Genomic DNA, 19,609 nt, shown 5'->3' with positions numbered 1-19,609 from the left:
TCGCGTGGAAAATGTAAACCTGACCGGCCACTTCCTCATCGCCATGCCTGCCATGAGCGACCCCTATTTTGCCAAATCCGTCACTTACATCTGTGAACACTCCGAGAACGGCGCCATCGGCATCGTCATCAACCGGCCCATCGACATGCAGCTGGATGCCCTGTTCGAACAGATCGATCTCAAGCTGGACGACCCTGGCCTCAGCAAACATAGCGTGCATTTCGGCGGCCCGGTACAGACCGATCGAGGCTTTGTACTGCACCGGCCAGCCGGCGAGTGGAAATCCACACTCAAAGTCAGCCCGGATACCTCGCTGACCACCTCGCGTGACATCCTCGAAGCCGTGGCCAATGGCACCGGCCCGGATCAGCTACTGGTCAGCCTGGGCTATGCCGGCTGGTCGGCCGGTCAGCTGGAACAGGAAATGGCGCAGAACGCCTGGCTGTCAGTGAAGCCGAACTCCGCCGAAGACGAAGACAAGGTCATCTTCAAACTACCGCACAGCGAAAAACTGAACGCAGCCATGGGCTTGCTGGGCCTGGATTTCGCACGCCTGTCGGAAAGTGCCGGCCATGCTTAGCCAGCAAGCAGGCCCTGATGCAGACCAGGAACCCTGCACACTGCTGCGCAGAAAGGAAGGCGCTGTGCTGGCCTTTGATTTCGGTGAAAAACGCATCGGCGTCGCCAGCGGCGACCTGCTGATGGGCATCGCCCACCCGCTGACCACCATCGCGACTGAAGCCAATGACCAGCGCTTTGAACAGATCGCTGCCCTGATCAAGGAATGGCGGCCAGTCCAACTGGTGGTGGGCCTGCCACTCAGCATGGACGGTGAAGAACATGCGGTCACGCTGCTCTGCAAAAAATTCGCGCGCCGCCTGCATGGCCGCTTCTCCTTGCCTGTGACCATGGTGGACGAGCGCCTGAGCTCAGTGGAAGCCAGCGCTTCGCTGCGAGCAGCCGGTGTGGCCGGACGCAAGCAGAAAGTCATGCTGGACCAGGTGGCTGCGCAGCACATCCTGCAATCCTATTTTGATGGACTCAGCGCATGACCACACCATTACCCGAGGCAGAACAGCTGCTGACACGACTGGCCGAGCAACTGCGGCCGGTGATCACGCCCGCCACCGCACTGGTGGGCATCCACAGCGGCGGCGTGTGGATCATGCAGCGCCTGCTCAAGCTGCTGGACGTGCCGCTGGCACATGGCACGCTGGACGTTTCTTTCTATCGCGACGACTTCAACCAGCGTGGCCTCAAGCCCACCACACGGCCCTCGCAGATCCCATTCGAGGTGGAAGCCCGTCATATCATTCTCATCGATGACGTGTTCTATACCGGCCGTACCATACGCGCCGCCCTGAACGAACTGTTCGACTATGGTCGCCCGGCCAACATCAGTCTGGCAGTACTGGTCAACCGTGGCGGTCGCGAACTGCCAATCGCACCGCAATTCAGCGCCTGCGAACTGCCACTGCCTGCTGACAAGAACCTGCAATTATTACAACATGAAGATGGCCGCTTTTATCTACGACTGGATGACCAAGCCTGATGCATAACCCGCAACTCAACAAGGACGGCAAGCTCAAGCACCTGCTGTCGATCGAAGGCCTGCCACGTGCCATCCTGAATCAGATCCTGGATACGGCGGAATCCTTCACCGGGGTCTCCGAGCGCGAAGTGAAGAAGGTGCCGCTGCTGCGCGGCAAGACCGTGTGCAATATCTTCTTCGAGAACAGCACGCGCACCCGCACCACCTTCGAGATCGCGGCCAAACGCCTCTCTGCAGACGTACTCAACCTGAATGTGAGCACTTCCTCACAATCCAAGGGTGAGACCATCCTGGATACCGTGGACAACCTTACCGCCATGCATGCCGACATGTTCGTGGTGCGCCACAGCCAGTCTGGCGCAGCACACCTGATCGCACGCCATGTGGCGCCGCATGTGCATGTGGTCAACGCTGGCGACGGCCGCCATGCGCACCCCACGCAGGGTCTGCTGGACATGTTCACCATCCGCCGCTACAAACCGGACATGCACAACCTGCGCGTGGCCATCATTGGCGACGTGCTGCACTCGCGCGTGGCGCGCTCGGAGATCCATGCACTGACCACGCTGGGGGTGCCAGAGGTGCGCGTGATCGCGCCCAAGACCCTGTTGCCGCAAGACGTAGAAAAACTGGGCGTGCAGGTATATCACGACATGCGTGCCGGTCTCAAGGATGTGGACGTGGTGATGATGCTACGCCTGCAGAACGAGCGCATGTCGGGCAGTCTGCTGCCTAGCGCGCAGGAATACTTCAAATGCTTCGGCCTCACCCAGGAAAAACTGGCACTGGCCAAACCGGACGCCATCGTCATGCATCCGGGGCCGATGAACCGTGGCGTGGAGATCGATTCAGCCGTCGCAGACGGCATGCAATCGGTGATCCTGCCGCAGGTGACCTACGGCATCGCAGTCCGCATGGCGGTGATGAGCATACTGGCAGGAAGTAACGACGCATGAAGATACACATCAAGAACGGCCGCCTGATCGACCCCAAGCATGGCGTCGACGGCCAGCATGACCTTTATATCGCCGCTGGCAAAGTGGTCGGCATAGGCGAAGCGCCAGCGGGCTTTGTCGCCAACCAGAGCATAGATGCCAGCGGTCTGATCGTCTGCCCTGGCCTGGTGGACTTGTCGGCACGCCTGCGCGAGCCCGGCTACGAATACAAGGCCACGCTGGAAAGCGAGATGCGCGCCGCCGCCGCTGGTGGCGTCACCAGTCTGGTATGCCCGCCGGACACCGAGCCCGTGCTGGACGAGCCCGGCCTGGTGGAAATGCTCAAGCACCGCGCCAAACAGCTCAACCTCGCGCATGTCTACCCACTGGGCGCGCTGACCCGCCAACTGGCTGGCGCACAACTGACCGAGATGTCGGAGTTGACGGAAGCCGGCTGTGTAGGTTTTTCGCAGGCCGATGTTGCCATCACCGACACGCTGGTGCTGTGGCGGGCACTGCAATATGCCGCCACCTTCGATTTCACCGTCTGGCTACGCCCGGAAGACCCTTACCTCGCGAAAAGTGGTGTGGCCCATGACGGCGAGATCGCCGCACGGCTGGGCTTGCGTGGCATCCCGGCGGCAGCCGAGACGCTGGCGCTGGAGATCATCATCCGGCTGGTGCGCGAGACCGGGGCGCGCGTGCATGTATGCCGACTGTCCACCGCCGAAAGCGTCAGCCTGCTGCGGCAGGCCAAGCAACAAGGCCTGCCGATCAGCGCGGATGTGGCGGCACATTACCTGCATCTGACCGAATTCGACATCGGCTTCTTTGACGCCAATTGTCACCTTAAACCCCCGCTACGCACACAGCGTGACCAGCAGGCGCTCTGCGCCGGCCTCGCGGACGGCACCATAGATGCGCTATGCTCGGACCATGCCCCTGTCGATGACGACGCCAAGCTGCTACCGTTCGCAGAAGCCGAGGTGGGTGCCACCGGCCTGGAGCTGTTACTGCCACTGACCGTGAAATGGGCACAGGATAGACAGCTTGCCCTGTCCACCGCCATCGCCAGCATCACCAGCCGCCCTGCCGCCATCATCGGCCTGGATGCTGGCCATCTGGCCTTGGGCGCAGTTGCGGATGTGTGTGTGTTCGACCCCGCGCAATACCGCAGGATAGAAGCCAAATCACTGATCAGTCAGGGCAAGAACACACCGTTCATCGGCATGGAACTGCCGGGCGTTGTGCGCTACACCCTGCTGCAGGGGCAGCTCGTGCATCAAGCGTGATGTACGCCATCAATCGATTCAGCCCGAGCGCGTAGCAGACAAAAAAGGCAGCCAGTGGCTGCCTTTTTGTTGATATCGAGTTTTCTTGAAATCTAGCGCAAACGCTATTCGCTGATCTGCTTGTGCAGCTTGACCGGCTCGCTCTTGCGGCGCATGCGGATATTGATCATCTCCACCACCACCGAGAACGCCATGGCGAAGTAGATGTAGCCCTTGGGCACATGGAAACCCACCCCTTCCGCAGTCAGCGTAGCGCCGACCAGGATCAGGAAAGACAAGGCCAGTATCTTGATGGTCGGGTGGGTATCGACGAACTCACCGATGGATTTGGCCGCGAACAGCATCACCCCCACGGCCAGCACGATGGCGATGGCCATCACGGAGATCTGGTCGGCCAGGCCCACGGCCGTGATCACCGAATCCAGCGAGAACACGATATCCAGCACCGCGATCTGCAGCAACACCATGCCCAGGCTGGCTGCCATCACAGGCTTGCCACCTTCGGACTCCACGCCTTCCAGACTGTTATGGATCTCATGCGTCGCTTTGGCCAGCAGGAACAGACCACCGCCGATCAGAATGAAGTCACGCCCGGATACCGGGTGGTCGAACACCGAGAACCACGGCTCGGTCAGGCCCATGACCCAGGTCAGCGAGAACAGCAAGGCCAGACGCGCCAGCATGGCCAGACCCAAACCCAGACGACGTGCCAGATTGCGCTGCTTTTCCGGCAAGCGCCCGACCAGGATGGAGATGAAGATGATGTTGTCGATACCAAGCACGATCTCGAGTGCGGTTAGGGTACCGAGAGCGATCCAGGCTTCCGGGCTGGCGATCCATTCAAACATGTGCGATTCCTGTGAATTCGAAGCGGCTATTATAGGGGGCAAATGTGCATGCCAGCATGACCTGGCTGCACATTTAAGCAGCCGTCATCACGGATGTCAGCGGCTGCCACTGCACATCACGCCATGAACGCGTCCTTGTTGGTGCTGCGCGTACGTGCTTCTTCTGCGGCGGTGATCAGATTGCGCTGTTGCAGGTCATGCAGGTGCTGATCCAGCGTCTGCATGCCGAAGTTCTGGCCAGTCTGGATCGCCGAATACATCTGCGCTACCTTGTTCTCGCGTATCAGGTTGCGGATGGCAGGTGTGCCCAGCATGATCTCGAAGGCGGCCAGGCGGCCGTTGCCGTCACGGGTCTTGCACAGCGTCTGCGAGATCACGGCACGTAAGGATTCTGACAGCATGCTGCGCACCATTTCCTTTTCCCCGGCCGGGAACACATCCACGATACGGTCTATGGTCTTGGGCGCAGAACTGGTATGCAAGGTGGCAAACACCAGATGCCCGGTCTCGGCCGCGGTGAGCGCCAGACGTATGGTCTCCAGATCACGCATTTCGCCGATGAGGATCACATCCGGGTCCTCACGCAGTGCAGCGCGCAGGGCATTGGAAAACGTCCGGGTATGCGTGCCGACCTCGCGCTGGCTGACCAGGCAGCGCTTGGACTGGTGCACGAATTCGATCGGATCTTCGACCGTGAGGATATGCCCCATCTGGTATTCATTGACGTAATCCACCATGGCAGCCAGCGTGGTGGATTTGCCCGAACCGGTCGGCCCGGTCACCACCACCAGACCGCGCGGGTTCTGCGCGATCTCCTTGAAGATGGGCGGGCAGTTGAGCTGCTCCAGCGTCAGGACAGCAGAGGGAATGGTGCGGAACACGGCTGCGGCTCCGCGACTGTGCTGGAAGGCGTTGACGCGGAAACGCGCCACACCAGCCAGATCGTAAGAAAAGTCGGTCTCCTGCGTCTCCTCGTACTGACGCAGATGTTCCGGCTGCATCAGGCTGCACACCATGGCATGCACCTGCTCGTGATTCAGCGCCTCGGCCGCCATGCGGCACATGTCGCCATGTACCCTTAACAGCGGCGGCATTCCGGCTGAAAGATGCAGATCGGATGCTTGGCTATTGACTGCATGTTTCAGCAGTTGCGAAATTTCCAACGCAGGCTCCTGTTATAATTTTGGCATGTTGTTTTGGCCTACCCTTTCCATCCGATTATGAGCGCAATCGCCAGCCACTTGCAAGCCGTAAACAGCGCGATCGCCGACGCCTGCAAGCTGGCTGGACGCACCGACAGGCCTGCACTGCTCGCGGTCAGCAAGACCCAGTCCGCCAGCGCCCTGCGCGAGGCATATGCCGCAGGACAAATACGTTTTGGTGAGAATTATGTGCAGGAAGCCATCAATAAACAGGCCGAGCTCGGTGACCTTGCCATCGAATGGCATTTCATCGGCCCGATACAAAGCAACAAGACGCAATTGATCGCGCAACATTTTGACTGGGTGCACAGTGTGGACAGGCTCAAGATCGCACAGCGACTGAGCAGTGCGCGCGGCGCTACATCCCTGCCGCTGAACATCTGCATCCAGGTGAACGTCAGCCTGGAAGCCAGCAAGAGTGGCGTGACCAGCAGCGAAACGCTGGCACTGGCCGAGACGGTGGCCAGCCTGCCCGGCTTGCGTTTGCGCGGCCTGATGGCCATCCCGGCGCCCACTGACGATGTCCGTGAGCAACGTGCTCAATTCCATGCGGTACGTACGCTGTTCGACCAGTTACAAGCCACGCACCCAGAACTCGATACGCTGTCCATCGGCATGTCGCAGGATTATCCGGCTGCCATTGCGGAAGGGGCCACCATCGTACGCATCGGCACCGCGATATTTGGTGCACGTCGTCCGCATGCGACCTCGACGCCACCATCAGCACCAGCGCAATCAATGTCAGCTTCAGAATCTCCGCATCTCAACCTAGCTGAAGAACAGAGCCCCACATGAACACTCCCAGCATCAGCTTCATCGGCGGCGGCAACATGGCCAACGCCATTCTTGGCGGCCTGCGCGCGCAAGGCTACCCCGCAGCAAACCTGCATGTGGTGGAAACCGACGCCGACAAGCGCAAGCAACTGCACGAGACCTTTGGCGTCAGCAGTGCCGCGGAGCTGGCCAGTGCCAGCCAGTCGGACGTGATCGTGCTGGCCGTCAAACCACAGCAATTACGTGACATCGCCATCTTCCTGAGCAGCTTGCTGCACCAGCAACTGGTGATTTCGATTGCGGCCGGTATCCGCTGCAATGACTTGTCACGCTGGCTGGGCGGCTATGCAGCCATCGTGCGTGTGATGCCCAACACGCCGGCCCAGGTGGGTGCCGGCATTTCGGCACTTTATGCCATGCCGGCGGTATCAAGCACGCAACGCGAACTGGCAACTCAGCTCATGAACGCCGTCGGCAGCAGCCTGTGGCTGGAACAGGAAGCACAGATGGATGCGGTGACGGCCATTTCCGGCAGCGGTCCAGCCTATGTGTTCTATCTGATCGAAGCCCTGGAGCAGGCGGCGCTGGCGCTGGGGCTGTCAGCCGAGCAGGCGCGCCAGCTAAGCGTGCATACCTTTGCCGGGGCTGGGCAACTGGCCTTGCACAGCCCGGACAGTCCGGGGCGCTTGCGTGAACAGGTCACCTCCAAGGGTGGCACCACGGAACAAGGCCTGATCAAACTGCAACAGCACGCAGTCAACACCGCGTTACTGGAAGCCGCCCGTGCGGCTGCCGCACGTTCACAGGAACTCGGCGACCTGCTGGGTAGGGATTAACCCATGTCGATATTACAAAACGCGCTGATCTTCCTGCTGCATACCCTGTTCGGCCTGTTCACGCTGGCCGTGCTACTGCGCTTTTACCTGCAGCTCACCAATGCACCGTTCCGGCACCCGGCCTCGCAGGCCATCGTCAGCCTGACCAACTTTGCGGTGCGTCCATTGCGACGCTTCGTGCCAAGCTGGCGCGGGCTGGATCTGTCCACCCTGCTGCTGGCCTTCGTGGCACAACTGTTGTTGCAGTTATGCTTGTTGTGGTTGCGCGATTTTCCGCTGCTGGTCGCTGGCAGTGGTGCATGGATCGCGCTACTAGGCTTGTGTGTACTGAGCCTGACCAAGCTCAGCATCTATATCTTCCTGTATGCGGTGTTTGTGCAGGCGATCCTGAGCTGGCTCAGCCCGCACAACCCGATGGCGACTCTGCTGGATGCGCTGACGCGGCCAGTGCTGCAACCGCTGCGCAAACACCTGCCACTGGCGGGCGGCATCGACATCAGCCCACTGGTGGTGTTCATCATTGCCGAATTGCTGCTGATCACACTGGTGACGCCACTGGAACAGCAGCTGCGCGTGTTGCTGTAAGCGGCAGACCGTCGTCTGGCGCAATGCCAGCACCCTCGGGCCTCAAAGCAGGACGATGTCGAAATCTTCCTGCGAGTGCTGTGGCTCCACTTGCAAGGACACCGGCTTGCCGATGAAATCGGACAAGTTGGCCAGGCTTTGCGATTCTTCGTCCATGAGCATGCCAATCACCTTGGCAGAGGCCAGCACACGGAACTCGCGCGCGCTGAACTGACGCGCGTGACGCAACAGCTCACGGAAGATCTCATAACACACGGTTTGCGCGGTTTTCAACTCGCCGCGTCCACGACAGGCCGGACAGGGCTCGCACAGCAGGTGTGCCAGGCTTTCGCGTGTGCGTTTGCGCGTCATCTCCACCAGCCCCAGCGCCGAGAAGCCGCTGACACTGATGCGTGCCCGGTCACGCGCCACCGCTTTTTGCAACTCTTCCAGCACGGCTTGCCGCTGTTCCGGCTCGTCCATGTCGATGAAGTCGACAATGATGATGCCGCCCAGATTGCGTAAACGCAGCTGACGCGCGATGCACTGCGACGCTTCCAGATTGGTCTTGAAGATGGTGTCTGACAGGCTGCGTCCGTTGACGAAACTGCCCGTATTCACATCCACCGTGGTCAAGGCTTCGGTCTGATCGAAGATCAGATAGCCGCCCGACTTCATCTCCACCTTGCGCGACAAGGCACGCTCGATCTCGGTTTCGATGTTGTACATATCGAACAGCGGGCGTCCGCCCTGATAGCGCTCCAGACAGCTCAATGCACCCAGCGCGTAATGTTCGGCGAAATCCACCAGCTTCTGATGCGTTTCGCTGGAGTCGACCAAGATACGCGAAGTATGGGTGTTGACCACGTCACGCAGCACGCGCATAGGCAGGCTCAGGTCCTGAAACACCAGTGAACGCTCGGCTGCACCGTGGCTGGCGGTCTGGATATTGCTCCAGACCTTGTGCAGGTATTCGATGTCGGCCAGCAGCTCATCGTCGCTGGCGGTTTCCGACATGGTGCGGATGATGTAGCCACCCTGCCAGTTCACCGGCAACAGCTTGGTCAAACGCTCGCGCAACAGCTCACGCTCGGCTTCATCCTCGATGCGCTGCGACACGCCGATGTGCTGCTGTTGCGGCAGATACACCAGAAAACGGCCGGCGATGCTGATCTGCGTGGTCAGGCGCGCGCCCTTGGTGCCGATCGGCTCCTTGATCACCTGCACGATCAGCGACTGGCCCTCGTGCAACACGTCCTGGATGGGTTTTTCCTGATCGGTGCGCGTGCATTCAAGGATGTCGGCCACGTGCAGGAAGGCAGCACGCTGCAGGCCGATCTCGACAAAAGCCGACTGCATGCCGGGCAACACCCGACAGACACGGCCGCGGTAGACATTGCCGACCAGGCCCAGCGAGCTGCTGCGCTCGACATGCAATTCCTGTGCGATGCCTTGCTCGATGATAGCGACGCGCGTTTCCTGCGGCGTCACGTTGATCAGTATCTCTTCACTCATGGTTTCCAGGCAGGCGCAAACCTGCGTTTCTCAGTAACTGTGCGGTTTCAAATACAGGCAGGCCCATCACACCGCTGTAGCTGCCTTCGATACGGCGAATGAACATGCTGGCCAAGCCTTGAATCCCATAGGCACCGGCCTTGCCGTAAGGTTCTCCGCTGGCGATATAGGCCGCAATGGCCGCTTCATCCAAATCATCCACCAGCACGCGCGTGCTGGACAAGGCGGTCTGTATGCCGGATGCGCTGGCCAGTGCGATGCCGGTGTGCACCTCATGCCAGCGCCCGGACAGTCGCCTCAACATGGCGGCAGCGTGGGGCGCATCCTCGGGCTTGCCCAGGATATCGCCATCGATACACACTGTGGTATCCGCTGCCAGTAAAGGCAATGCCGGCCGCTGCTCGGCCTGCATCTGCTGCAAACCTGCCGCCGCCTTCCCGGCAGCGAGACGCAACACATAGGCGTCCGGCGCTTCGCCTGCATGCACCGATTCGTCGATATCACTCAGCATCAAGATGAACGGCACCCCCATCGCCTTGAGTATTTCGGCGCGGCGCGGTGAACGTGAAGCAAGATAAAGCGTCGATGTGGTCATCCGGGTACTATGTTTCAGCTGGCTGTGTCGTATAAAGTCGTCATGCTTGCTGCAATCCCTGAACATCTGGCACAGAGCACAGGGGCGCATGCGAAATTGAGCGCTATCATCCAGTGGATATTCAGGTGTCTAGCGTTGAGTACCCTGGATGAAGCCTAGGCATACTAACCGATTCAATCTGCACATACCATCAAGGTGACACCATGAGTGAGTGGGCTTATCTGTTCAAAACCGGCGTCGCGCTGTTCGCCATCGTCAACCCCTTCGGCTGCCTGCCCATCTTCATCAGCGCCACGGATGGCTGGTCACCGCAGGACAGGGCACGCACCGCCAATACCGTGGCGTTCACCGTGTTTCTGGTGCTGATCGTCTCGGCACTGCTGGGCGACCATATCCTGGCTTTTTTCAGCATCAGCATCCCTTCGTTCCAGGTCGGTGGCGGCATCCTGCTGATGCTGATCGCCATCACCATGATGCATGGCCGCCAGAGCCACACGCGACAGACGCCGGAAGAAGCCGAGGAAGTGGCAGAGCGTAACGTCATCGCCATCGTACCGCTGAGCATCCCGCTACTGGCGGGCCCAGGCGCCATCAGTAGCATGATCATCGCTTCGCAACAAAGCACCGGGGTATGGACGCACTTTGGCCTGGTCATCCCGGTTGCGGCCGTGTGTCTGGTGATCTGGCTGGTGCTGCGGCTATCGAGCCGCATCGCACAGCGCCTGGGCACCATAGGCATCAACGTCATCACGCGCCTGATGGGCCTGATCCTGGCCGCCATGGCAGTGGAATTCATCGCCCATGGCATCAGCGGCCTGTTTCCGGGTTTGGCGACTAGTGCAGCCGCGTTGTAAAATCAGGCTTTTAGTCGTTTAGCGTTCACGCATGCCCGTCTGGAAACCCAACACCACGGTAGCCGCCATCGTCGAACAGGCTGGCAAGTTCCTGCTGGTGGAGGAAGAGACCGCCGAAGGCCTGCGCCTCAACCAGCCGGCCGGACATCTGGAGCATGGTGAAAGCCTGCTAGCTGCGGTGGTACGCGAAACCCGCGAAGAAACTGCGTTCCGGTTCACCCCTGAAGCATTGCTGGGCATCTACCAGTGGCGACGGGCTGACACGCAGGACATCACTTACCTGCGCTTTGCCTTCATCGGCCAAGTGGATGACCACGACGCCACACAAAGGCTGGATGCCGGCATCCTGCGTCACCTGTGGCTGAGCGCAGACGAGATCCGCGCCAGCCGTGACTTGCATCGTAGCCCGCAAGTGTGGCGCTGCGTAGAAGATTACCTGGCCGGACAGCGCTTTCCGCTGGCGGCCATCACCCATTTAGCGTTTTAGACTGTGAGTTCCAATCCATGAGTTCAAATCTGTGAGTTTCGATCAATGAGTTTCAGGCCATGAAAAAACGTGTCGTAGTGGGCCTGTCGGGCGGTGTGGATTCCTCCGTGGCCGCTTTGCTGTTGAAACAGCAAGGTTATGAGGTGGTCGGCCTGTTCATGAAGAACTGGGAAGATGACGATACCGACGAATACTGTTCGTCCAAGCAGGATCTGATCGACGCCGTCGCGGTCGCCGACCGTCTGGGCATCGAGATCGAAGCGGTCAATTTCTCTGCGGAGTACAAGGATCGCGTGTTCGCCAACTTCCTGGACGAATACCGCGCTGGCCGCACCCCCAATCCGGACATCCTGTGCAATGCCGAGATCAAATTCAAAGCCTTCCTGGACCATGCCATGGGCCTGGGTGCCGACCTGATCGCCACCGGCCATTACGCGCAGGTGCGCGAGAAGAACGGCCTGTTCCAGCTGATGAAGGCGGACGATGGCAGCAAGGATCAAAGCTATTTCCTGTATCGCCTGAATCAGGCACAGCTGTCCAAGACCCTGTTCCCGCTGGGCCACCTGCTCAAGCGTGAAGTGCGCGAGATCGCGCGCCAGGCCGGTCTCGCCACCAGCGAAAAGAAAGACTCCACCGGCATCTGTTTCATCGGCGAACGGCCGTTCCGCGAATTCCTCAACCGCTACCTGCCCCGCGAACCGGGCGAGATGCAGACCCCGGATGGCAAAGTGGTCGGCCAGCATGACGGCCTCATGTACTACACGCTGGGGCAGCGTCAAGGCTTGAAGATAGGCGGTTCACGCGACAGCAATGGCGAACCCTGGTTCGTGGCGGGCAAGGACATGCAGCGCAACGTGCTCATCGTGGTACAGGGGCATGAACATCCGCTGCTGCTCAATGACGGCCTGATCGCCGGGCAACTGCACTGGATCTCCGGGCAGCAACCCGAGACGCATTGGGTGTACGCCGCAAAGACACGTTATCGCCAGCCGGATGCACCGTGCGAGATCGACCGTGTCGATACCACTGAGGTGGATGTGCGCTTTGGTCAGCGCCAGTGGGCGATCACGCCGGGGCAATCGCTGGTGGTGTATGAAAGCAATGTCTGCCTGGGCGGCGGCATCATCGAGGCCGCCATCTAAGCCTGCGCTCGACGACGGAGCGCCATCAGGCTGGTGGCGCTGTGTCCTTGAACGAAGCACGCTTCATCAGGGCCGCATAGAGGCGGGCCAGGTTAGGGTATTGCTCGGGCCAGCCCAGTTGCTGATAACGCAACTCCAGATACCCTAGCACACAGCCGACCGCGATATCAGCCAGACTGAAGGTGTTGTTGACGCACCATCTGTTGCTGCCCAGCTGGTCACTCAGCGCCTGTAGGCCACGCTCGACCTTGCTCATCTGCTTGGCGATCAGGGCTGCATCCTGTTTTTCCGGCGCACGACGCGACTCCATCATCGCCGCCACGGCAGCATCACAGATGCCATCTGCGAGCGCTTCCCAGCGGCGCACCGCGATCTTGAGGCTGTGATCCTGCGGGATCAGGTGACCCAGCGGCGTGCGGTGGTCCAGATATTCCACGATCACACGCGAGTCGTACAAGGCATCGCCGTCATCCAGCACCAGTGCCGGGATCTTGCCCAAGGGGTTGTGCTGATGAATAGGACAATCCGGCGCAGACAAGGTCACCAGCACCATCCCGAGCTCGATGCGCTTTTCAGCGGCCACGATGCGGACTTTGCGGGCGTAAGGGCTGGTATGCGAATAAAGAAGCTGCATGATAGAGGTGGGCTTTTAGCGTTGGTGGATTTTGACTGCATTATAATCCATCCTCTGTTCATACACCTGTCTGCCTGAGCGCCCATGTTGCTTGCTTCCAGCCCCTTCAATACCGACCCACGGCTCAATGCCGCCCTGCTTGCCGACATTGATCGAAGCGTGCATCATGCGCTGCACGAAGACCTGGGCACTGGCGACCTGACTGCGCGGCTGGTCCCGGCAGATAAAAGCGTACAAGCGCACATCGTCTGCCGCGACACGGCCGTACTGTGCGGCAGCAGCTGGGTGGAACGCTGTTTGCAACTGGGCGCAGCGGATGTCAACCTGACCTGGCAAGTACAGGAAGGCGACACCATGCAGCCGGGCCAGACCATCTGCACGTTGCATGGCAATGCGCGCGCACTACTGACGACCGAGCGCTGCATGCTGAATTTCCTGCAGACCTTATCCGCCACAGCCACTCAGACGCGCCGCCATGTAGACGCCATCGCCGGTACCCGTGCACGCATCCTGGACACCCGCAAGACGTTGCCCGGCCTGCGTCTTGCGCAGAAGTACGCTGTCACGGTCGGCGGCGGGGACAATCAGCGTCTGGCCCTGTATGACGGCATCCTCATCAAAGAGAACCATATCGCGGCGGCAGGCAGTATTGCGGCGGCATTGCAGGCTGCGCATGCGCTGGGGGCAGGCGTGAGCATCCAGATCGAGGTGGAATCGCTGCAGGAGCTGGAGGCCGTGCTGGCCGCAGGCGCCGCCTCTGTTCTGCTGGATAATTTCGATCTGGATTTGCTGTGTAAAGCCGTGCAATTGAATGCCGGGCGCGCATTACTGGAGGCCTCCGGCGGGGTCGATCTGGACCATTTACGCGCCATCGCCGAAACCGGTGTGGATCGCATCTCCATAGGCGCGCTCACCAAACATGTGCAGGCTGTCGATTTTTCCATGCGTTTCGCCTGATTTCAGTGCGCTGACAGCCGATTCGCCTTGACCAATACCCGCCGAACAGATACTGTTCAGGGTTCGAAAATTATCAGCAAAAACAAGCACCATATATGGAAGACCGTACACCGCCGATCACCGGCGCAGAAATCCTCATCCGCTGCCTGCATGAAGAAAACGTCAAGTTCGTTTTCGGCTATCCGGGTGGTGCTGTGCTGAACATCTACGACGAGATTTTCAAACAGGACAAATTCAAGCACGTGCTGGTGCGTCACGAACAGGCCGCCGTGCACGCCGCTGATGCGTTCTCGCGCGCCACCGGCGCGGTAGGCGTTGCGCTGGTCACCTCCGGCCCTGGCGCTACCAATGCCGTCACCGGCATCGCCACGGCGTACATGGACTCCATCCCGATGGTGATCATCAGCGGCCAGGTGCCGTCACCCGTCATCGGCATGGACGCGTTCCAGGAAGTGGACATGGTCGGCATCACGCGCCCCTGTGTAAAACACAACTTCCTGGTCAAGGACATCAAAGAGCTGGCCGCAACGATGAAGAAAGCCTTCTACATCGCTGCCACTGGCCGCCCTGGCCCGGTTGTGGTGGACGTACCCAAGGACATCACGGCCCAACTGGCACATTTCGATTATCCGAAATCGGTCGAACTGCGCTCGTACAGCCCGGTCGTCAAAGGCCATTCCGGTCAGATCAAAAAAGCGTTGAAGCTGATGCTCGAAGCCAAGCGCCCTATGATGTACACGGGCGGCGGCATTGTGCTGGGCGACGCGGCAGAAGCGCTGACCAAGCTGGCACGCACGCTGGGCTTCCCGGTCACCAACACGCTGATGGGGCTGGGCGGCTACCCGGCCACCGACAAACAATTCGTCGGCATGCTGGGCATGCACGGCACCTATGAAGCCAATATGTCCATGCAGGATTGTGACGTACTGGTTGCAGTGGGCGCGCGTTTCGATGACCGCGTCATCGGCAACCCCGGCCACTTCTTCAGCAAAGACCGCACCATCATCCATATCGATGTGGACCCGTCTTCGATCTCCAAGCGCGTCAAGGTCGATGTGCCTATCGTCGGCCATGTGCAATCGGTACTGACCGAGATGAACGAACTGCTGGATGGCGAATTCAAGCCTGCCCTGCAAGCACGTCAGGGTGCGCCACTGCATGCCTGGTGGAAGCAGATCGATGATTGGCGTGGCCGCAAGTGCCTCAACTACGCCAAGAGCGACATGGTCATCAAGCCGCAGTCTGTGGTTGAGAAACTGTGGGAAGTGACCAAGGGCGATGCCTTTATCACTTCGGACGTCGGCCAGCACCAGATGTGGGCGGCGCAATACTACAAATTCGACAAGCCACGCCGCTGGATCAACTCCGGCGGCCTCGGCACCATGGGTGTTGGCCTGCCCTATGCCATGGGTGCGCAACTGGCGCATCCGGACGCACAGGTCGCTTGTATCACCGGCGAAGCGTCGATCCAGATGTGTATCCAGGAATTGTCCACCTGCAAGCAGTTCCATCTGCCGGTCAAGGTGGTCAACCTGAACAACCGCTACATGGGCATGGTGCGTCAATGGCAGGAGTTCTTCTACGGCAACCGTTACTCGGAATCGTACATGGACGCACTGCCTGACTTCGTCAAACTGGCAGAAGCCTATGGCCACGTTGGCTTCAAGATCGAAAAGCCTTCCGATGTCGAAGCCGTGTTGAAGGAAGCCTTCAGTCCGGCATTGAAGGAACGTATGGTGTTCATGGACTTCCTGACCGACCAGTCGGAGAACGTGTTCCCCATGGTGCCGAACGGCAAGGGTCTTTCCGAGATGATCCTGGCTGAAGATCTGTAAGCCGACCGATCTTGACGCGCTCAAGTACAAGTACAGCAAAAGCGAAAGTACGATGAAACATATCATTTCCCTGCTCATGGAGAACGAAGCTGGCGCGCTATCGCGTGTGGCCGGCCTGTTCTCTGCACGAGCTTACAATATTGAATCGCTGACCGTGGCGCCAACCGAAGACGCCACGCTGTCGCGCATGACCATCGTCACCTCCGGATCGGATGATGTGATCGAACAAATCATCAAACAGCTCAACAAGCTGGTGGATGTGGTCAAGGTGCTCGACCTCAATGATGGTCGCTACATCGAACGTGAACTGATGCTGGTCAAGGTCAAGGCCACCGGCGCATTGCGCGACGAGATGAAGCGGCTGTGCGACATCTTCCGCGGCCGTATTATCGATGTGGCCGACAGCAGCTACACCATCGAACTGACTGGCACCGGCTCCAAGCTGGATGCCTTCCTGGAGACGCTGGATAAAACAGCCATCCTGGAAACCGTACGCACCGGCGCCTCCGGCATCGGCCGCGGCGATCGTATTCTGAAAGTGTAATCCACCCGCGCCTGTGGCGTGGCATTCCCAAGATTGGTATTGAAAGGTAGAAAATGAAAGTTTATTACGACAAGGATGCTGACCTCTCCATCATCAAGAATCTGAAGGTCACCATCGTTGGTTATGGCTCCCAGGGCCACGCCCACGCGCAGAACCTGAAAGATTCCGGCGTCAGCGTCACCATAGGCGCACGCAAGGAAGGCAGCTCCTTCGCCAAGGCCGAGAAAGCCGGGCACAACGTCAAGGAGATCAGCGAAGCCGTTCAAGGCGCTGATGTGGTCATGCTGTTGCTGCCGGATGAAACCATGGCAGGCATCTTCCATGCTGAAGTCGAGCCTAACCTGAAGAAGGGTGCTGCGCTGGCCTTTGCACACGGTTTCAACATCCATTACAACCAGATCGTCCCTAACAAGGACATGGACGTGATCATGATCGCCCCCAAGGGCCCTGGCCACACCGTGCGTTCCGAATACCTCAAGGGTGGCGGCGTACCGTCCCTGATCGCGGTTTATCAGGACGCCTCTGGCAAGGCCAAGGACATCGCACTTTCCTACGCGGCAGCGAATGGCGGCACCAAGGGTGGCGTGATCGAGACCGACTTCCGCGAAGAGACCGAAACCGACCTGTTCGGCGAACAAGCCGTTCTCTGTGGTGGCGCAGTCGAGCTGGTCAAGGCTGGTTTCGAAACCTTGGTGGATGCTGGCTACGCGCCAGAGATGGCCTACTTCGAGTGCCTGCACGAACTCAAGCTGATCGTGGACCTCATGTACGAAGGTGGCATCGCCAACATGAATTACTCCATCTCCAACAACGCGGAATACGGCGAATACGTCACTGGCCCCAAGGTCATCAACGACGAATCCCGCTGGGCGATGAAGGAAGCACTGGCCAACATCCAGAATGGTGAATACGCCAAGAAGTTCATTCTGGAAGGCCGCACCAACTACCCGGAGATGACCGCACGTCGTCGTCTGAACGCAGCGCACCCGATCGAACAAGTCGGCGGTCAACTGCGTGCCATGATGCCTTGGATCGCCAAGAACAAACTGGTCGACCAGTCCAAGAACTAAGCGTCACAGCAACAGCGCAGCAGTAGCGAAGCAATTTAAATAGCGAAGCAATGTAATAGCGTAATAACGAAGATCGGGGCAGACGCCAAGCGTTCTGCCCCTTTTTTTGGTCCGCGCTATACTGGTCACAACTTAATTAACTGGTCACACCTTGCTGACCACACCTACAACCCGTCACCCCTTGACGCAGCGCATGTTGTTACGGAGACCCTTGTGCAGATCCAGATCCTCAGCCAATACCTGTTACCCAAGCAAGCGCTTACCGCACTGGCAGGCAAGCTTGCCGACCTGCGCGCAGGCCGCCTCACGCATGCGGTGATCCGCTGGTTCGTGCAGCGCTATCAGGTCAATATGCTGGAAGCCGCAGAGCCGGATATCCGCCACTACGACAGCTTTAACGCGTTCTTTACGCGTGCGCTCAAGGCAGACGCCAGACCGCTGGCGAAAGCCAGCCAGGTATGCCCGGTGGACGGCGCGATCAGCCAGTTCGGACGCATCGCGCAGGACCAGATCTTCCAGGCCAAGGGCCATCACTACAGCACGACGGCACTGCTGGCAGGCGATCGTAGACTGGCGGATCAATTCATCGACGGCCATTTCGCCACCATCTACCTCAGCCCGCGTGACTATCACCGTATCCACATGCCCTGTAGCGGGCGCCTGCTAAGCATGCGCTATGTGCCAGGCGACCTGTTCTCGGTGAACCCGCTGACGGCCCAGCACGTGCCGGGACTGTTCGCCCGTAACGAACGCGTGGTCTGTGAATTCGAATCTGCGCATGGGCCGTTCGTGCTGGTGCTGGTAGGCGCCACCATCGTGGGCAGTATGGCCACCCGTTGGCACGGCGTGGTGAATCCGCCGCGTCATAATACTGTCCAGCACTGGCGCTATGACGATCAGGACATCCAATTGCAACAAGGTGACGAGATGGGCCGCTTCCTGCTGGGTTCTACCGTGGTGTTGCTGTTCCCGGCAGATACGGTAAGCTTCAACGCAGAATGGGCGCCAGGCTGCAGCGTGCGCCTGGGCGAAGTGATGTCAGCCTGAGCCAGCCCAGCGCGGGTACCCGCCGGAATCTACGTTTCAATACAAAAAACGCCAGGACCAAGCCCGGCGTTCTTGTATAGCCCAGGATGTACGCTTTGCTGGTGACTTGAAGGCTAGTGGCTTGAAAGCTAGCGACGTCAGGGCTGCTGAATTCAAGCTGCTGCCGCAGGCTTGGCTGCAGCAGGCTGACGTGCGTGACGGTAGCGCCGCTGGCTGCGGTCTGTGTGCAAATGACCGGACAATTCGTTGAGCGCCAAGCGATAGACGTCGCGCTTGAACTCGATCACACTTTCCAGCGGCACCCAGTAATCGTTCCAGCGCCAGGCATCGAACTCCGGATGCTCGCTGGCACGCAACGACACATCGCTGTCACGCCCGACCATGCGCAGCAGGAACCAGATCTGCTTCTGGCCTTTGTAACTGCCACGCCACTCGCGCTTGACCCAGTTGCTGGGCACGTCATACCGTAACCAGTCGCGGGTACGGCCCAGGATACGTACGTGTTCAGGCCGCAGCCCGACCTCTTCCATCAGCTCGCGGTACATGGCTTGCTCCGGGCTTTCACCGTGTTTGATGCCACCTTGCGGAAACTGCCAGGAATGCTCTCGAATGCGCTTGCCCCAAAACACCTGATTCTGGGAATTGCAGATAATGATGCCCACATTGGGCCGATATCCATCCCGATCTAACATGATGTTCAACCTCAAATATTTAAGGTCAATTTTTCCACAATTCGACCTGCTTGGAAAGCGCAGATTCAGGGCGCACCAAGCACTCAACCCCAGACATTGACGCTCAACTTGAGCAACGCTTATACTGTTTCGTCAACCAGTTACATGAACACCCCGTTTTACCATCGTCACGTTCAACCGATATCCCGCCAGCACAGCGCCTATACAACCCGACCTCGACCATATACTGATCGC

22 protein-coding genes are annotated in these 19,609 nt (G+C 59.4%); 16 read left to right on the top strand and 6 right to left on the bottom strand.

Going from position 1 to position 19,609, the window contains the following annotated elements:
* The first annotated feature begins 4 nt into the window (after positions 1-4).
* From ED236_RS06325 to ED236_RS06305, 5 genes are read left to right on the top strand one after another with little or no spacing between them, the layout of a single operon-like run.
* Positions 5-580 (top strand): YqgE/AlgH family protein, encoded by a 576-nt coding sequence (locus tag ED236_RS06325; protein ID WP_123237080.1) that lies wholly within the window; start codon positions 5-7, stop codon positions 578-580.
* Positions 573-1,052: a Holliday junction resolvase RuvX gene (gene ruvX / locus ED236_RS06320; protein ID WP_123237079.1), complete on the top strand. Its 480-nt coding sequence runs from the start codon at positions 573-575 to the stop codon at positions 1,050-1,052. The genes ED236_RS06325 and ruvX overlap by 8 nt, the downstream gene beginning before the upstream one ends.
* Entirely contained in the window at positions 1,049-1,552 is a 504-nt protein-coding gene (gene pyrR, locus ED236_RS06315) for a bifunctional pyr operon transcriptional regulator/uracil phosphoribosyltransferase PyrR (RefSeq protein ID WP_123237078.1), read from the top strand. The genes ruvX and pyrR overlap by 4 nt, the downstream gene beginning before the upstream one ends.
* Positions 1,552-2,508 carry an aspartate carbamoyltransferase catalytic subunit gene (locus ED236_RS06310; RefSeq protein WP_123237077.1) on the top strand — a complete coding sequence of 319 codons (957 nt, stop codon included), beginning with the start codon at positions 1,552-1,554 and terminating at the stop codon, positions 2,506-2,508. Before pyrR ends, ED236_RS06310 begins: the two co-directional genes overlap by 1 nt.
* The gene (locus tag ED236_RS06305; RefSeq protein ID WP_123237076.1) at positions 2,505-3,779 is read left to right on the top strand and encodes a dihydroorotase; all 1,275 of its coding nucleotides are present in this window, start codon (positions 2,505-2,507) and stop codon (positions 3,777-3,779) included. The genes ED236_RS06310 and ED236_RS06305 overlap by 4 nt, the downstream gene beginning before the upstream one ends.
* A 104-nt stretch (positions 3,780-3,883) precedes the next feature.
* On the opposite strand, the gene ED236_RS06300 is transcribed toward ED236_RS06305, so the two are convergent.
* Together ED236_RS06300 and ED236_RS06295 are read right to left on the bottom strand one after the other, a co-directional pair.
* A complete protein-coding gene (locus ED236_RS06300; RefSeq protein WP_123237075.1) occupies positions 3,884-4,627 on the bottom strand; it encodes a TerC family protein in 744 nt (247 codons plus the stop codon).
* A 116-nt stretch (positions 4,628-4,743) separates the two neighbouring features.
* The gene (locus ED236_RS06295; protein WP_123237074.1) at positions 4,744-5,790 is read right to left on the bottom strand and encodes a type IV pilus twitching motility protein PilT; all 1,047 of its coding nucleotides are present in this window, start codon (positions 5,788-5,790) and stop codon (positions 4,744-4,746) included.
* Positions 5,791-5,847: 57 nt separating this feature from the next.
* Between ED236_RS06295 and ED236_RS06290 the strand changes: the two genes are divergently transcribed.
* The 3 genes from ED236_RS06290 to ED236_RS06280 are packed head-to-tail and all read left to right on the top strand — an operon-like array spanning position 5,848 to position 8,024.
* Positions 5,848-6,624: a YggS family pyridoxal phosphate-dependent enzyme gene (locus tag ED236_RS06290; RefSeq protein ID WP_123237073.1), complete on the top strand. Its 777-nt coding sequence runs from the start codon at positions 5,848-5,850 to the stop codon at positions 6,622-6,624.
* Positions 6,621-7,439, top strand: a complete 819-nt coding sequence (proC, locus tag ED236_RS06285) for a pyrroline-5-carboxylate reductase (RefSeq protein WP_123237072.1) — start codon at positions 6,621-6,623, stop codon at positions 7,437-7,439. Before ED236_RS06290 ends, proC begins: the two co-directional genes overlap by 4 nt.
* Before the next feature lie 3 nt (positions 7,440-7,442).
* On the top strand, positions 7,443-8,024 hold the full coding sequence (locus tag ED236_RS06280) for a YggT family protein (protein WP_338053154.1): 582 nt from the start codon (positions 7,443-7,445) through the stop codon (positions 8,022-8,024).
* A gap of 42 nt (positions 8,025-8,066) precedes the next feature.
* On the opposite strand, the gene rng is transcribed toward ED236_RS06280, so the two are convergent.
* Entirely contained in the window at positions 8,067-9,518 is a 1,452-nt protein-coding gene (gene rng / locus ED236_RS06275; protein ID WP_123237071.1) for a ribonuclease G, read from the bottom strand.
* Positions 9,511-10,113: a Maf family protein gene (locus ED236_RS06270; protein ID WP_123237070.1), complete on the bottom strand. Its 603-nt coding sequence runs from the start codon at positions 10,111-10,113 to the stop codon at positions 9,511-9,513. The genes rng and ED236_RS06270 overlap by 8 nt, the downstream gene beginning before the upstream one ends.
* A 203-nt stretch (positions 10,114-10,316) precedes the next feature.
* On the opposite strand from ED236_RS06270, the gene ED236_RS06265 reads away from it, so the two are divergent.
* From ED236_RS06265 to mnmA, 3 genes are read left to right on the top strand one after another with little or no spacing between them, the layout of a single operon-like run.
* The gene (locus ED236_RS06265; RefSeq protein WP_123237069.1) at positions 10,317-10,967 is read left to right on the top strand and encodes a YchE family NAAT transporter; all 651 of its coding nucleotides are present in this window, start codon (positions 10,317-10,319) and stop codon (positions 10,965-10,967) included.
* Between the two features lie 31 nt (positions 10,968-10,998).
* Positions 10,999-11,454, top strand: a complete 456-nt coding sequence (locus ED236_RS06260) for an NUDIX hydrolase (RefSeq protein WP_123237068.1) — start codon at positions 10,999-11,001, stop codon at positions 11,452-11,454.
* Between the two features lie 59 nt (positions 11,455-11,513).
* On the top strand, positions 11,514-12,596 hold the full coding sequence (mnmA, locus tag ED236_RS06255) for a tRNA 2-thiouridine(34) synthase MnmA (RefSeq protein WP_123237067.1): 1,083 nt from the start codon (positions 11,514-11,516) through the stop codon (positions 12,594-12,596).
* Between the two features lie 25 nt (positions 12,597-12,621).
* On the opposite strand, the gene ED236_RS06250 is transcribed toward mnmA, so the two are convergent.
* Positions 12,622-13,230 carry a glutathione S-transferase N-terminal domain-containing protein gene (locus ED236_RS06250; protein ID WP_123237066.1) on the bottom strand — a complete coding sequence of 203 codons (609 nt, stop codon included), beginning with the start codon at positions 13,228-13,230 and terminating at the stop codon, positions 12,622-12,624.
* Positions 13,231-13,314: 84 nt separating this feature from the next.
* On the opposite strand from ED236_RS06250, the gene nadC reads away from it, so the two are divergent.
* From nadC to asd, 5 genes are all read left to right on the top strand, one after another.
* A complete protein-coding gene (gene nadC / locus ED236_RS06245) occupies positions 13,315-14,187 on the top strand; it encodes a carboxylating nicotinate-nucleotide diphosphorylase (protein ID WP_123237065.1) in 873 nt (290 codons plus the stop codon).
* Positions 14,188-14,282: 95 nt separating this feature from the next.
* Complete coding sequence (locus ED236_RS06240; protein WP_123237064.1) at positions 14,283-16,022, top strand: acetolactate synthase 3 catalytic subunit; 1,740 nt, start codon at positions 14,283-14,285, stop codon at positions 16,020-16,022.
* A gap of 52 nt (positions 16,023-16,074) precedes the next feature.
* Positions 16,075-16,566, top strand: coding sequence for an acetolactate synthase small subunit (ilvN, locus tag ED236_RS06235; RefSeq protein WP_123237063.1), 492 nt, complete (start codon positions 16,075-16,077; stop codon positions 16,564-16,566).
* A 53-nt stretch (positions 16,567-16,619) separates the two neighbouring features.
* A complete protein-coding gene (ilvC, locus tag ED236_RS06230) occupies positions 16,620-17,636 on the top strand; it encodes a ketol-acid reductoisomerase (RefSeq protein WP_123237062.1) in 1,017 nt (338 codons plus the stop codon).
* A 213-nt stretch (positions 17,637-17,849) separates the two neighbouring features.
* Positions 17,850-18,683, top strand: a complete 834-nt coding sequence (asd, locus tag ED236_RS06225) for an archaetidylserine decarboxylase (protein WP_123237061.1) — start codon at positions 17,850-17,852, stop codon at positions 18,681-18,683.
* A 152-nt stretch (positions 18,684-18,835) separates the two neighbouring features.
* Here the strand turns inward: asd and ED236_RS06220 are convergent, their stop codons facing one another.
* Positions 18,836-19,375 carry an RNA pyrophosphohydrolase gene (locus ED236_RS06220; protein WP_123237151.1) on the bottom strand — a complete coding sequence of 180 codons (540 nt, stop codon included), beginning with the start codon at positions 19,373-19,375 and terminating at the stop codon, positions 18,836-18,838.
* Between the last annotated feature and the right edge of the window lie 234 nt (positions 19,376-19,609).

The sequence above is a fragment of the Pseudomethylobacillus aquaticus genome, assembly GCF_003730115.1.
GTDB classification, from domain to species: Bacteria; Pseudomonadota; Gammaproteobacteria; order Burkholderiales; family Methylophilaceae; genus Pseudomethylobacillus; species Pseudomethylobacillus aquaticus.
This window is presented reverse-complemented; position numbering and strand designations above follow the sequence as displayed.